This is a genomic window from Synechocystis sp. LKSZ1 (genome assembly GCF_040436315.1).
Classification (GTDB): Bacteria; Cyanobacteriota; Cyanobacteriia; order Cyanobacteriales; family Microcystaceae; genus Synechocystis.
Window position 1 is genome coordinate 1872028 of sequence record NZ_AP031572.1, and the last position, 15674, is coordinate 1887701.

Annotated in this window: 6 protein-coding genes; 2 read left to right on the forward strand and 4 right to left on the reverse strand. The window is 50.1% G+C overall.

From position 1 onward, the window contains the following. Window positions 1-19: 19 nt before the first annotated feature. From ABXS88_RS08695 to arsM, 4 genes are all read right to left on the reverse strand, one after another. Window positions 20-9343 (reverse strand): Calx-beta domain-containing protein, encoded by a 9324-nt coding sequence (locus ABXS88_RS08695; protein WP_353671653.1) that lies wholly within the window; start codon window positions 9341-9343, stop codon window positions 20-22. A gap of 198 nt (window positions 9344-9541) precedes the next feature. Further along, the gene (locus tag ABXS88_RS08700; RefSeq protein WP_353671654.1) at window positions 9542-11719 is read right to left on the reverse strand and encodes a peptidylprolyl isomerase; all 2178 of its coding nucleotides are present in this window, start codon (window positions 11717-11719) and stop codon (window positions 9542-9544) included. 159 nt (window positions 11720-11878) lie between these two features. After that, window positions 11879-12877, reverse strand: coding sequence for an arsenosugar biosynthesis radical SAM (seleno)protein ArsS (arsS, locus tag ABXS88_RS08705; RefSeq protein ID WP_353671655.1), 999 nt, complete (start codon window positions 12875-12877; stop codon window positions 11879-11881). 2 nt (window positions 12878-12879) lie between these two features. Further along, window positions 12880-13848 (reverse strand): arsenosugar biosynthesis arsenite methyltransferase ArsM, encoded by a 969-nt coding sequence (arsM, locus tag ABXS88_RS08710; RefSeq protein WP_353671656.1) that lies wholly within the window; start codon window positions 13846-13848, stop codon window positions 12880-12882. A gap of 266 nt (window positions 13849-14114) precedes the next feature. Here arsM and ABXS88_RS08715 point away from each other — a divergent pair, with 266 nt between their 5' ends. Further along, window positions 14115-14828, forward strand: coding sequence for a lysophospholipid acyltransferase family protein (locus ABXS88_RS08715; RefSeq protein WP_353671657.1), 714 nt, complete (start codon window positions 14115-14117; stop codon window positions 14826-14828). 78 nt (window positions 14829-14906) lie between these two features. After that, a complete protein-coding gene (locus ABXS88_RS08720) occupies window positions 14907-15674 on the forward strand; it encodes a proteasome-type protease (RefSeq protein WP_353671658.1) in 768 nt (255 codons plus the stop codon).

The window sequence follows — 15674 nt, forward strand, 5'->3', positions numbered from 1 at the left end:
GGCTTGATTGAGCTATTACCTAGAAAACTCCGTTTGAATTAGCCACAAAACTCGCCAGGGCCGTTTCAGCAGCGTACAAAGAAGCGCTGGTATCCCCAAAAGGAGCCAACCAATTGCGACCAAAGACCTCATTACTGGGGCCAGAGGTTGCCTGGCGTTCTAAAGGTGTATCAATGGCATTGCTGATTAAATCGGCACTCGCTATCTTATTGCGGATAACTGTGAGATCCTGATTATCACCTGGCTTGTTCCCATTACTGGCCCCCAGGGCCACGGCTAAAGCAAAATTGACCGGCGTGACTTGGTTCCGATCCAACAGGCCTGTCCAGAAGTCCCAACCGCCTTGCTCTGGATCTCGATTAAAAGCCAGGTTATAGACTTTTTTGACCTTGTCTCGGTTATTTAAAGCCCCATAGAGACGGTCGGCCTCACTGCCGGGAGCCGTATTCCCGAAAGAGTTGGCGAGGTCTTCAAATTCAGGACTGCCAAAGACAGCTTGTTTGGCCCCAAAAACTTGCTTCCAGAAGGCCAAACCATCCGGGTCACCGGGGCGGCCATAGTAGGCGACATAGGCAATTTGTACCGTACTTCCTTTGAGAACCAAGGGAGCGGTGGAGGTATCATCCTGTTCAATGGTGCCAATGGCCTGAGCTTTTTGGATAACGGCATTGCTGGGATTACTTAGGTTCACCACGAAGGTTTCGCTGTTTTCATCTAGAGTGTCTCCAATAATCGGCACATTAATCTGGCCAATGAGTTGGCCCGCAGGAATGGTCAGGGTGCCATTGGTAGCGGTGTAATCAGCGGGATTAGTAGGAGTAGCGATATTGCTAGGGGTCGCGGTATGGCCGGCAGGAGTTGCAGTGGAGTAGTTGACGCTGACGGGTTGGCTACTTGTCTGGGAGAGCGTAACGGTAAAGGTTAGGTTTTTAGTGCCACTGTTGCCTTCGCGAATAGCCGCATCTTGAATACTGAGATTAGGAATTACAAAGTCATCATTCTGAATGGTTCCCGTGACTGCCGTTGTTGTCCCAATGGTATAACCCGTTCCAGTCGCTAAAGTAAGAGAAACCGTTTCATCGGATTCAACAATGCTATCTGGGGTTGGGTTGACAATAACTGTCGCCGTTGCAGAACCGACCTGGAAGACAACACTATTAGCAATATTGGCGTAGTCTGTACCGTTGGTGGCAGTTCCGCCGATGGTGTAATTGACGGTCAGGGGATTGGTTAGAATACCTGCCCGAGTGAAGGTATAGACCAGATTATTGACCCCATCTTCCGTCACACTATTTGGACTCACTGCCAAGGTCACATTAGCGAGTTCACCCACGGTTGTCGTGGTTGCATCGGCCTGGGCGGGTGGGGCTTCGGTCTGTCCAAGGTTATCAATGGCCACGCTATAAAAGGCATGCGTCTTGCCCACTTGGCCGTTATAGACCGCTGAAGTCTCCGTTGTATTATCTTTCCACAGGGTAAAAGGGCCAGCATCAACGGCAACGTAGATATCATAAAAGGCCAAGCCACTGCCATTATCAGTGCCACTCCAGCTTACGTCAAAGTTTGCTTGACTATTCGTCGGCAAAGCATTGACGCGACTCGTCGGCACGTCAGTATCGAGGGTATTAAAGACGGGGTTACTGAGCAGGGCCGTTTGGTTATTGAAGGTAATCCGGGCCTGGGCATCAATGCGGGGATTATTGCTTAGGTTGGCTTTCGGTTGAATGCGATAACCGGCAAAGCCTTGGCCGGCGCCACTGGCATTATTAGCTGGTAGGAAACCCGATATCGCGCTATTCGCCTCTGTTCCTGTCGTGGGATTGATGGCTGTTAAAACCCAGGTAACTGTCCGGGTAGTGGCGTTGAGATCTGCCGTAGCATCCACAAAAACGCCAAGACTAGAGCGTAGGTCTAAACGTTCAGCGTAGGATTGGCTTCCCGTCGAGACATCAACGACAATATCCCCAAAGCCAAAGTCCTCTAGGCTGAAGGTTGTCAGGTCTAAATCCGTATCGAGGTCTACCGTGAGCACCACCTTCGCCACGGGCGTTGTTCCGGCGGGATTATTGTTGGTAAAGCGAACGGTGTAGGGAAGGACGGAACCCGCCGTCATCCAGAATTGGGAACTGAAACCATCAGGATTGATTAAGGTATTCGCACCATTGATAGTCACCTGTCGCTGCAGGGCCGTATAGCCTTGCAGGAATTCCGCCGCGTTGTTGGTCAGGGCCAGGTCAAGAATGGCATCTTTGAGCAGGTCAGGATCGGTAATCCCGGCATTACGGGCTACCTGTTCTGCCGCTGAGCGTTGGGCCGGGGTCAAGGCTTCTAGGGTAGTGATGACGTAAGGAAAATTGGGATCGGTGAAATTATTCGTGGTCTCCGTGGCCGCAATGGTGAAGTCATCACCATTATCTAAGGCCTGGACAAAAGCCTGGGCAGAAGCCGGGCCATAATCAAACAATGAGGTGGCCTGGGTGATGCGCCAACTGTTGCCATAGTCGCCGTAGAGTTGTTGAGCAGAGAGTGCTCCGCCCAGAATGGTGCCGTTACGGAGAGCAAAATCATCACTGGGATTATCATTGTTATTGCCCAGCAGGCCAACCACTTTGCCTTGACGATTATCCGCTAGGCCCAGGCCAATATCGAGATAACTACCGTTGATAGTGATGACAATCTGGTCATTGTTGGCGGTCAGGATAGTATAGCGGTTGCCGTTGCGGAGCAGAAGACTATTACCTAAGGCGTAGGGAGTGCCATCGGCAAGAGTTGTGCTGATGCCATTAATACGAGGGCCATTTTCGTTGAGGTAAAAACCGATGCGTTGTCCGTTAATTTTGAGGGCAATGGCCGTATTGACGGAGACATCGTTGCGAGTGCCCCAGGGCTGTTGTCGGGTCTGAATTTCAAAGTCGTCAACGGTGGATTTAACGAAGGTGAATTCCCCAACGGCCTGGAAGTCGTAGTTAATGCCATCAAAGGTCGTTAGGTGAGGATCCCCGTTAGAACCGCCGGTCAAAGCATTTAACAGTGAAGAGGCAAGAGAACCAAGTAGGCCGCTCAGTGCAGCTCCGTTACCCAAGCCATCATAGAGAGACTGCGCCCCCGGCCAATTTTTAATGCCACCGCCTGGATACTTGAAGCCTAGAGCAGGCGGGAGATAACGTCCGAGTAATCCACCAGAGATAATACTAATGCCTAGCCCCCCAGGTGTAAACCCACCATTAGCCCCTCCAATGGTTGAAATGCCGTAGCCGACTCCTCCCGCAATCGCTCCATAACCTAACCCAATTTCTGCTGCAACGAGAGCACCAACAGCGGCTGTGGCGGCAACACCGGCCCCAAAACCGGCAATCGCGCCAGATGCAGTGGCTCCTGCAGCGCCTTGTACGTTGATACCTGCACCATAGCCATTTGTAGCGATATAGCCTGTTAATCCAGCGATTGCTCCGTAACCAGCGGCCGCCAGAAAGGGATTGGTTCCCAAGGGATCAGTGATGGTAATGGGATTGTTGAGAGCGTATCGATATAGGTTGGTATCGCCTCCGCCCAGATTGAGGGGATCAACTTCAGTAAACCTTCCCAGGGCCGGGTCGTAAAACCGAGCCCGCATGAACATTAATCCGTTGTCATCGTTGGTGACGCCCAATTGACCGACGTATTCAAAGGGATTGGCAACGCCTTCGACTTTGACCAAGGATTCCCCAAAGGGAAGATAGCTATAGCGATTAACGTAACTGCCATCGGCCCCGGAGAGGCCAATAGTAGAGCCAAGGGCATCGGCATCATAGTAATTGGCCGAACCATTACCATCAAAGCGACTGACCAACCCGAGGCCATAGGTGTAGTTAGCGACTAAGTTCCCACTGGGGTTATATTCGCCCACAACATTCCCTAAACCCAGGGGATCGACGAGATATTCGGTGCGTTGGCCGTTAAGAATCGTGGCAATGCGATTGCCCAGGCCATCGTATTGATATTGCCAGGTTCCCTGGGGCGTGACAACGGAGACCAGGCGATTTTCGGCATCGTAGCCATAGGCTGAGGTCTGGCCGGCTTCGGTTTTGCTGATTAAATTACCATCGGTATCATAGGTGTAGATAGCATTACCAACGGTAGTGTATTGGTTCAGGCTGTTGGTGGCATAATTCTTGGTGGCCCCATTATCAATGCTGACAATCCGATTACCGGCCCCGTCGTACTGATAGCTAAGGGTGCGGCCGCCTGGGGCCAACACAAAATTCAATTGCCCCGTTGCATCGTACCCATACTGGAAGACGCCCTCTAGGGTGGTCATGCTGGTACGCCGTCCCAGGTCATCGTAGAGATATTCAAAACGAGAATTAACCGTATTATTAGCCTTGTAATTGGTTAACCGACTCAGTTGACTGCGGGGGTCATATTCGTAGGTGGTGTAGGTGCCATTACCATTGGTTTCTTTAATCAGGCGGCCAGCACTGTCGTAGTCGTAGCTAATAATCGTTTGGCCGGTGCCATTGATCAGGGTTTTGAGGCGACCCACTGTATCGTAGCTGTAGTTGACGGTATAGCCATCATTCGCCACTAATTTAGTGCGTTGGCCATCGGCATTGTAGGTATATTGCAGAGAACGGCCGGTGGGATAGATGAGACCCGTCAAGCGATTAGCTGTATCGTACTGCAAGGCTAGGGTGCCACTGCCATCCACCACACTGGTTAGATTGCCGCGAGCATCATAGCTATAGGTGACGCTGGTATTGTCGGCATACTGTTTTTTCGTGAGCAGGCCGTCTTTGTTGTAGGTGTATTGAATGCTTTGACCCCGACGATTCACCAAGTTGGTAATGTTACCCAAACCATCAATGCTGAATTGCTCACTACTACCATCGGCATAGGTTATTTTTGTCAGATTGCCCTTGGTATCGTAGGTATAGCTGACGCCATTACCCTTCGGGTCGGTGAAGCTAGTTAATTGGCTAAAATTAGCATCGTAGGTAAAGTTGAAATTTTGTCCTAGGGTATTGACTCCGCCAATTAAATTGCCCTTGGCATCATAGCGATAACGAGTAGTATCCCCATTGGGTAATCCCGTATTGAGTAGATTGCCGTCGGCATCGTAACGGAGCCGTAAATTTTGGTTATTCACCCCACGGATTTGACCGCTATTGCCCTGGTCATCGACGAGAACTTTTAGGACAGCACCCGTACTATCTGTCACTGTGATGCCGCCTGTACTGTCGTAGCTATAGGTCAGGGTCTCGGCCTGATTATTGCTGGCCTCTTTAGTTAAGCGGCCTTGGTTGTCGTATTCAAAAGTACGCTGATAACCTAAATTCGTCGTGACGGATAGCAGAGAGTATTTTTTAGCCGCAACATTGCCGGTGTCGTAGGCATAGGTCGTGGTTCCCTGGGGCGTCGTGACCGATTGTAATAACTCTCCCGTCGCATCGTAACTATAGGTATTGCTCTGGCCCGCAGAATCCGTGACTTGGCTCAGGCGGCCCTGGGCATTGTAGGTCAGGGTTAAACTATCACCATTGGTGTGAAGGAGCTTGGTTAAGCGGTTATTGCTGTATTGCAGGGTAATGCGGTTGCCGTTGGGGTCTTCAATGGCGCTAAATTTCCCGTCATTGGCAAAGGTGAAGATAACGCCATTGGCCTCTTTGAGGCGATACTGTCCATTGCTCAGGGTGATGCGATTGCCCTGATTATCGAGATAGGTTCCGTCCCCTTGCTTGGCAAAAAACCGTAATAAATCCCCGACATTACGAATCAGAATATTGCCGTCACTATCGGTGGTGACTCGCAGATCCCATTCCGTTGACCAGCCCCGACCAAGGGTTCCCAGATTGTACCGTTCCGTTAGGGATTGATAGAAAACCCGATTAAAGGTCAGCGACAAGCCGGGAGCTGGATCTAAACTATCGATGGAACTCACCAAGGGCGATGAAATCAGGGCGGCATTGGCCTGCTTCAGCTCAAAATTATATAACTGCGTCACATTATTGGTGCGTTGGCCCAGTTGACTCAGATAGGTGGCATTTTCGGCCAGGACAGTCTGGAACTGGCCCGCCGTTTGCCCTACCGCATCGGTTAAATTCTGCCACAGGGCCTCCCAGGCCGCATTGTCGATAAAACTATAGTCTGCCCGAGATTCCGCCTTAATACTGCCCCAATTAATTACTTCGTTGGCCGGGACGGTCTGGATATTAAACGAGAGCGGCCCATTGGCATTTGCTTGGTACTGAAACGTTAATTGTCCACTGGCTCCAGGAGGTAAAACACCGGCCGGGCCACTGCCATTGGTCGCCAATCCCAGGTTCAGCAGTTGTTGTAGGCTTGGACTCGTCGTGACACCGGTTGGGAAATCAATCGTTGCATTCGTAGCCGTAACCCTTAACAAGGGGGCAACCAGATCCGTTTGGCCGACGTTGGTATAGTCCACTTGAACGAAACCCGCCGCCGGATAGCTCAGCTTGAACTGGAGATTCCCCACCACGCCACTAGTTACGCTAAAGACATCATTAGCCACAAAATTACTCTGACCATTATTGGCTTTGAGGTCATACAAACCTGTACTCAGGCCTTTCAAATCAAAGGTGGCCCAGGCCTCGGTCTCGCTCACCCAATAGATCTTTTTCGCCGCTTTCTCTGTTCCATTGGGCGCAATGAGACTGAATTGATCCTGGGGAGAAAAGTTTTGACCTGTAATCACCAGCGTCCTTTCCCCCTGGTTACTGCCGGAGGCCCCCTGGGGTAAGGCCCGGATTACCGGCGTCGTAGTACTATCTAGGATGGTTAAGGTAGCGCTATTCTGCTGACCGATACTGGCCCCTTGGCTCGGATTGACCAACAACAGATTGACCGTTTCATCCGGTTCCGCAATGTTGTCTTTAACAATCGGAATAGAAACGGTTTTCGAGAGTTCCCCATCGGCCAGAAGGACGGTAATCAAGGCCCCGTTATAGTCGGCGGGGGCTTTGGCCGTACCATTACTCAAAGCCACAGAAACACTCACCTCTCCCTCACTGCCTTGGGTTCGTAGAACCGTGACTGCCGCAACGGCTGTTCCATCTTCAAGCACACTAAATTGGGGCGCACTGAATTCAAGCACACTGGGCTTAAAGACCGCTGGAATGTAGCTAAAGGCGGCGGAATTAAGGTTAAGACCTGTAATGTTCCGAAAGACACTAATCAATTCATCGGGTTCATTACCGGGTTTATCTAGAAAGAGTTGCGTGTTATTCAGGTCAACTTGCAGGCGGTAGCGATTGGCGGTTCCCCGCAGTTGTACGACATCGCCTTCCGTGGGATTAAAGTCAGCAATATCTGCGTAGTCATTCGTTCCATTACTATTCGGATTGCGGTCATCGTAGTAGTAAACATTGGCATCCCCCAAGACAAAACGGTCGGCTCCTGGCCCTCCGAGTTGGTAATCCACTTCTCCAAAGCCCGGATTGAGGGTGTTCGGATTAACCCCAACTAAACTATCGTTACCAGCTCCCCCAAAAAGTTGGTCTCGACCGGCCCCACCCTGAAGACTATCGTCGTCATCTCCTCCCGATAGGCCATCATCGCCACTACCACCTATCAAGGTATCATTGCCAGCTTTACCCTCTAGCTGGGCGTACAGGGCCGCTGAAGCATCTATCTTGTCATCACCGCCCTCGGCATTACCAAAGAAAAAGAGTTGTTCAATTTCCTTAATCGTGCCACCGGTGGATGTCGTTCCTCCATTGATATTGTTGTAGGTTACTGTGATGCCAGCTAGGGTTCCGTAGAGGTCTAGGCGGTCATTCCCTGGCCCGCCAATAAAGACATCGGCCTCAGGGACTTCTCGGAAGTAATCATTACCGGCTCCACCATCCAGGCTATCGTTACCAGCCCCCCCAAAGAGTTGGTCGTCTCCAGCTCCCCCGAAAATACTGTCATTGCCTTCTCCTCCCGTGATATTGTCGGCACCAGTACCGCCAATAAGGGTATCATTGCCCGCTCCCCCGTCTAATTGAGCGTACAAGGCCGCAGAGACATCCACCTTGTCATCACCGCCCTCAGCATTACCAAAGAAAAAGAGTTGTTCAATTTCCTTAATCGTGCCACCCGTGGACGTCGTTCCCCCATTGATATTGTTGTAGGTAATCGTGATGCCAGCCAGGGGGGCATAGATATCTAGGCGGTCATTACCCGGCCCACCGATAAAGACATCGGCCTCGGGCACTTCTCGGAAATAGTCGTCCCCCGTTCCCCCATCCAGGGTATCGTTACCAGCCCCCCCAAAGAGTTGGTCGGCTCCGCCCCCCCCAAGAATACTGTCATTACCATTTCCCCCAACCAGATTATCGGCACCAGTACCGCCAATAAGGGTATCATTGCCCGCTCCCCCGTCTAATTGAGCGTACAAGGCCCCAGATGCATCAACATAGTCATTCCCCCCATCGGCACTGCCAAAGAAAAAGAGTTGTTCGATTTCCTTAATCGTGCCACCGGTGGAAATTGTGCCCCCACTGGGATTTTGATAGATCACAGTGATACCAGCGGCAGTCCCATAGAGGTCTAGGCGGTCATTCCCCGGCCCACCAATAAAGACATCGGCCTCGGGCACTTCTCGAAAGTAGTCATCTCCCGTTCCCCCATCAAGGGTGTCATTCCCCGCTTCGCCGTAGAGTTGGTCGGCTCCAGAACCGCCCAGAATGCTGTCATTCCCCTCCCGGCCAAACAACGCATCGTCACCACCACCACCACTGATGAAGTCGTTATTCGGTGTGCCGATAAAATTGTTACTCTCATCACCGCCAATAAAGTCTTGCTTTTCGACGACAACGCTATCACCGTCCACAAAAATTAGACCCTGATCCTGCTCCGTTTGCAGGAGAGCCAGACTTTCGCTGGATAACGGAGAACCCTGCACCATAGCCGCAAAGATGGCCCCTTCATCCCCTGGGCTATCCTGCTCATTTAAAATACTGTCAATTTGATGACCGATTTCTTCCAATAATAAATTGACCAAGGATGATACGACACCCGAGGCCACAACCTGATTTAAATAGGTACTAGAGATATAAATTCGATTGGTTTGGGTTGAAAAAGCGCCATTGGCGGTACCCAATATCTCTGCGGATACAACTTCTATCGGTGGAAGGAGGCTAAAATCCCCTGCTAACCAGGCCTGACGGAGTCCTTCACTGGCGGTTTCTCCAAAAATTAGAGCCATGATGGCTGAAAAATCGGGGGATTGAGCAAAAACGGTCAGCGATGCTTCTGCCTCCACCAAAGCCTGATTCAATAAATCTAACGTAGGAGATTCAAGACTACTATCAAACTCCATCCCCAGACTGGGATTGCCAAAACAAAATAGAGTAGTCATATAGCAGCATAATAAAAAGTGTAAAGAGCTTGCTACAAAAAACTTTGCAACAACACCATCCTAATAGCTTCTATCAAAAACTAGAAAATATTTTGATGTTAATAAATATAAAGTAACAAATAAAGCATTTGAGTCTAAGCACGATTTTAGGGCTTTTGTTCGTGCTTAGTCAGACCCACTAAATCAACCTTATTATCGTCACAAACTAGTGTTATTCACAAAACTCGCCAGGGCCATTTCAGCAGCGTACAAAGAAGCGCTGGTATCCCCAAAAGGAGCCAACCAATTGCGACCAAAGACCTCATTACTGGGGCCAGAGGTTGCCTGGCGTTCTAAAGGTGTATCAATGGCATTGCTGATTAAATCGGCACTCGCTATCTTATTGCGGATAACTGTGAGATCCTGATTGTCACCTGGCTTGTTCCCATTGGAGGCCCCCAGGGCCACCGCCAGGGCAAAATTCACCGGCGTGACTTGGTTTCGATCCAACAGGCCTGTCCAGAAGTCCCAACCGCCTTGTTCTGGATCTCGATTAAAAGCCAAGTTATAGACTTTTCTGACCTTTTCTCGGTTATTTAAAGCCCCATAGAGACGGTCGGCCTCACTGCCCGTCCCAAAGCTATTGGCTAGGGTTTCAAACCCAGGACTCCCAAAAACTACCTGCTGAGAACCGAAAACCTGATTCCAAAAGGCTAGGCCACCGGGATCACCAGGCCGACCATAGTAGGCGACGTAGGCAATCTGAACGGTTCCCCCTGTCAACACCAAGGGATTGGTGGGAGTATCATCCTGTTCAATAGTGCCAACGGCCTGGTTGTTGGACAAGACAGCGCCTACGGGATTGCTCAGGTTCACCACGAAGGTTTCGCTGTTTTCATCTAGAGTGTCTCCAATAATCGGCACATTAATTTGACCCGTAAGTTGGCCCGCGGGAATAGTCAAAGTTCCTTGGGAAGTCGTGTAGTCAGCAGAATTAGTGGGAGTAGCGATATTGCTAGGGGTAGCGGTATGGCCAGTAGGAGTCGCAGTGGCAAAGTTGACGCTGACCGGTTGCGTGCTGACCTGGGAAAGCGTAACGGTGAAAGTTAAATTTTTAGTACCATTATTGCCTTCCCGAATAGTCTTATCTTGAATACTGAGATTGGGTAAAGAAGAGGTCGTTACTCGAAAAGTATCTTCTACAAATTCACCAAAAAGATTGGTTGCTCGTAGGGTGATGTCTGCGTTGCCGATCTGACCGGGTTGATAGTCTAAGATTAATTGCTGGCCCTCTAGGCGGGCATTCACTACCAAAGGATTAGTGTTATTAGTAATGCTAAACGTCAAGTCAGGCTGTTGGCTTACACTAATGCTACTAAAACGAACTAGGTTATTTGCACTAACAGACTGACCAGAAACATAGTTAATCAAGGGTAAGTTAGGAAATGAGGAGCCAGCATTGTAAGTTGTAACACTAGCAATGGCATCCATGGTGGCTAAATCATTGACACTTAAAACTTGACCGAAAGCAGTAAATCCACCATTTTGATTGTCAAGATTACTAGAATTATTATTCAAATTAAAGAACCATTCATTGGTGGCAGAATTCGGTCCACCGCCGGGAATTGGGTTGCCTTGGCTATCTGTCGCTGGAATTTTTGCCATAGCAATCGTACCGCGCGTATTAGACCGGAGTGGACTAAATTCATTCACAACGGGAGGATTACTAGGAATATCCGTTAGAGGGGGAAAGTTTTCGGTGCTATATCCCCCACCTTGAACGATAAAACTAGGAATAGAGCGATGAATAATGGTGTTGGTGTAGCGGCCTTGATCGATGTAAGTCTGGAAGTTTTGAACCGTTAGGGGGGCTCCACTGCCAACTTGATCAAACAAAACAACATTAATTTCCCCATTGCCAAGGGTGCTATTGGCCAATTGGAAACGAGCAATTTTTCCCGTTGTTCTGGGATCATCAAAGTAGGTCTTTAGATTTAGCTGGGTGTCCGGTGCATCCGCTGAAACGAAAAAATCGTTGATCGGTGTAGCCTGAATTAAAGACTCAACAATATTGGTGACATTAATTGTTAATGTTTTTTCATAAAAAAGCCCATTTTGATCAGTAACCCGAACACGAATGCTACGGGTCTTTTGAGCTTCATAATCAAAAATACTATTGCTACGAAGTTGATTATTGGAAATCGTAAATAGGTTATTATCTGCTCCTCCGTCTCCTGACACAAGGCTATAGGTAAAGACGCTTCCTGAATTAGCCCCTGGAACTGAAAAGGTACCAATCAGGGCTCCTCTGGCCTGATTCTCACTGATATTACTATTACTGAGGAGAATGTCATTCGGGGTTTGATTAACGGTAATTTCGTTTTGTTGAGTACTCATTTATTGTTGATGGTGACAACTAATACATTAAGGCTAAAATCTAAACAGACAACCAAGACCTGTTGAAGGTAAATAGTGTAATGATGCTCCCCGAACCCCTCATAAATTAACACAGGGCCTCTCAAGAATCCAAGGCCTTAGGATACATTGGGCTATGCTTTAAACTAAGGTTCCGCTGCAGCTAGAACCTGCACCCGCCGTACATCCGAAGCAATAGGGAGCGGTTTGAATCTCCGAGACCAAGTCTAGGGAGTTGGCTGCTAAGAGGTGGGCAACGGCAAGAGCCTGGCCTGGGGCCGTTTGAGCCGGCAGGGAGGCCATTTGATTAAAATCGCAGTCGTAGATATGGCCCCGATAATCAATCGATAATTGCTGGCGACACATCAATTGAGGAACCGTTGCGGGATTAAAATGATCGGCTAAAAATTGTAGGTAGGGCTGATAGAGTTGGCGGTGTTCCAGTTGGAATTGAGTCCGGCCCAGAGGCAAATTGGTAATCGTTAGTAGGTTATTAAACTGAATGTCAAACTGTTGTCCTAAAAACCGTTTGTAGTCTTGTTCTAGACTCATCTGGGGAGGCGGCAAAATAAAGCATTGGCCCTGAGGAACGGGAGGATTATAAACCAGATCTAGCCGGAGTCGAGGGTCTTGGCCATAGCCGAGGCGATTGAGCCATTGCAAGGCCTGAATGGAGCGTTCAAAAACCCCCTGGCCGCGCATCCTATCAACATTGTCTGCTAGATAGCAAGGCAGAGAAGCCACAATATGAACTTGCTGTTGAGCACAGTATTCTGGTACATCTCCAAAACTATCCTCAAAGTAAATCGTCAAATTAGAGCGAACAATGACCTGTTTTTGATGGTTTCGAGCTGCTTCCACCAGGGGTTTAAAACCATAGAGCATTTCCGGCGCACCACCGGTCAAATCCACCGTTTGAATCTGGGGAAAACGCTCAATGAGTTCAATGAGTTGCCGACAAACATCCGGTGTTAATTCCTCGGTACGATGAGGGCTGGCCTCGACGTGGCAATGATGACAGGCCAGATTACAGCGCCGACCCAGGTTAATTTGCAGGGTTGAAATGGGTTGTTTGGTGAGGGGCCGGGCTAAGCATTGTTGAAAGGCGGCTTCGGAGATGAGTGGCTCGGTATAGGCCATGGTTAACAACAGCCTCCGCCACTGTAGTGCCAGGTAGAATCCGTCACCCAAACCGACTGGGGATAGGCCAGGGCCAATTTTTGGGCGGTTTTGTCACACACGGTCGCGGGAACGCCCCTCGATAAAATATGGCCGGCTTGGTCATCTAAAAATTCCGATTCACCGTGATAAATAGCCGTTTTTCCCGTAAAGACACAGGCCCCATCCGCGGGCACGGGAACTTTAATGGCCACGGAATCTAAACTTTCTAGCAAAAGCGGTTCCGAGAGTTGGTATTGTTGGCAATCCAGAAGACGGTAGGGACGACGGGCCCGGATTTCAATCTGGCCAAAACCGACGGCGATCAGTTGGTGGATGTAGTTGTCGTAGGTTAGGGCCCCGGATAGACACATGGCCCGGAGACGTTCATCCTGTTGGAGGTGCTCAGGAATGGGTCGGGCGGCAATGGGGTCACTCATCAGGAGACGGCCCTGGGGTTTCAACACTCGAAAAGCCTCCCGTAAGGCCCGCTGGAGATCCGTCGGGGTAAAGATATTAAATAAACAATTTTGGGCCACCACATCTACCGAGGCATCGGGGACAGGTAACTGAAAAGCATCTCCTGCCCGGAGTTCCACAAAACTGCGCTCAAACCAAGGATTTTCCGCCTCGGCTAAGCTCAGGTTTCGCGCCGCCGCCACCCGCATTTCCGCCACCGGATCGACCGCAATGATGGCCCCTGGGCGACGGGAAAAGTAGGCAAATTGCAGGGCCTCTAGGCCGCCCCCAACCCCCACGTAAAGCACCGTCGGGGCCTGGCCCAATTCATTGGCATGAACCGTCGTGCCACAGCCGTAGTTCATCTCAGCCATAATCGCTGGAATCTTAAGGCCCGGCAGTTGCAAAGGACTACTCTGCACACAACACAAGCCCACCTCAGGGGTCTGGGCAACCGCTTGATAAAATTGGGCGGTGGTTTCTAGATAGGTCATCGAAGGTTGGTAATAAAATTCGCTTGTTTTATCCTGGCACGAAGCTCTCGCCAAGGAAAGTTAGGTCAGTCAAGAAATCACCCAGGATGTAATCCCATTACGTTCTACCGGCACGCTTGGTTTCAACGGCGAACTCAAAACCTTCCAGACAACTGAGAAACTGTCAAAACGGCTAGGGCGCTAGTCTGTCAGCAGATTAGGCTAAAAAGTAGCGACTCTTCAGCCGATAAGACGCAACTCAATGGCCGTTAGACCAACCGAACTCCATGCTTCCTTCCACCTTAGCTCTCCATCCTGAACTTCAACGCTACCGCGTGTCTCCTTGGCTCATGGGACTGATATACCCCCTAGGGGCTCGGATCTTGATTCCCTTCTATTTTGGCAAAATTATCATTCATGGCCAGGAACATATTCCTCGCTCTGGGCCGGTGATTGTGGCCCCGACTCACCGCTCCCGTTGGGATGCGTTGCTCATTTCCCTTGCCGTGGGGCGTCGGGCCAGTGGGCGAGACCTCCGCTTTATGGTAACCGCGACGGAGGTACAGGGCCTGCAGGGATGGTTTATCCGGCGCTTGGGGGGATTTCCCATTGATCTCAAACGGCTCGAATCCAGTAGCTTGCGCTACAGTGTGGCTCTGCTCAAGGCCGGGGAAATGCTGGTGATTTTTCCCGAGGGGGGCATCTTTCACGATGACCACATTCATCCCCTTAAGCGAGGTGTTGGTCGTATTGCCCTGGAGGTCGAACATCAATTGCCAGGCAGTCAGGTTTCGATCCTGCCAGTCTCCCTCCGCTACAGTCGGCCCTATCCCACTTGGGGAACGAAGGTCGAAATTCACATTGGCGAACCCCTGCGGGTGGACACTTACGATCTCAAAACGATGAAGGCCAGTTCAGAAAAATTAACCCAAGACCTCCAGGCTCGCCTCCAGGCCCTCCAGCCCGTCCCCGTAACTGAGATGGTTCAGATCGGCCAATAGGATTGACTTGATGAACTTCCATTTCTAAGACAAGGCAGTATAGTTAGTTGAGTGAGTAGCTCAAAAATTCGTAACCCTATGACCTACTGCCTCGGTATCGTCAACCGTTTTGGGATTGTGATGGCGGCGGACTCGCGCACCAATGCGGGGGTCGATTATATTTCCGCCTATAAAAAGCTTTTCGATTTTTCGATTCCCGGTGAGCGCGTTATTCTCCTCTGTACCTCTGGTAATCTCTCCATTACCCAGGGTGTGCTCGCTAAATTACGGCGGGATATTCAACAAGAAGAGGAAGTGAATTTACACACCCTGCCCAGTCTGTACGATATTGCCAACTATATTGGTAACCAAAGCCGGGCCATTCAAGACCAAGACCGAGCCTGGCTAGAGCGGGACAAGATCGATTTTCAGTGCAGTTTTTTGCTGGGGGGCCAGTTACCAGGAGAAGACCCCCAACTTTACCTGATTTATCCCCAAGGGAACTTCATTCAAGCCACCAAGGAAACGCCATTTTTGCAAATTGGCGAAACGAAGTACGGCAAGCCGATTCTTGACCGCACCATTACGGGCGATACCCCCCTCGAAGCCGTGGCCAAATGCGCCCTCTTGTCCATTGACTCAACCATGAAGTCGAATATTTCCGTGGGCCCGCCGATTAATTTAGTGATGTATAAGGCTAATAGCTTTGCCATGCACCATACCCTCCAATTACGCTTGGGGGCCCCCTACTTGGCCAAAATTCGTCGCTATTGGGAGGCCTCTCTCCGCCAGGCTTTTGAGGCCATTCCCGATATTGAATGGGAGCACGACCTAACGGATTCCCAAGAAGACATTTTCATTGATTAA

Excerpts from the sequence above, each read along its gene's own strand:
- ABXS88_RS08695 (WP_353671653.1), bottom strand. The coding sequence starts at position 9,343 with ATGACTACTCTATTTTGTTTTGGCAATCCCAGTCTGGGGATGGAGTTT.
- ABXS88_RS08700 (WP_353671654.1), bottom strand. The coding sequence starts at position 11,719 with ATGAGTACTCAACAAAACGAAATTACCGTTAATCAAACCCCGAATGAC.
- arsS (WP_353671655.1), bottom strand. The coding sequence starts at position 12,877 with ATGGCCTATACCGAGCCACTCATCTCCGAAGCCGCCTTTCAACAATGC.
- arsM (WP_353671656.1), bottom strand. The coding sequence starts at position 13,848 with ATGACCTATCTAGAAACCACCGCCCAATTTTATCAAGCGGTTGCCCAG.
- ABXS88_RS08715 (WP_353671657.1), top strand. The coding sequence starts at position 14,115 with ATGCTTCCTTCCACCTTAGCTCTCCATCCTGAACTTCAACGCTACCGC.
- ABXS88_RS08720 (WP_353671658.1), top strand. The coding sequence starts at position 14,907 with ATGACCTACTGCCTCGGTATCGTCAACCGTTTTGGGATTGTGATGGCG.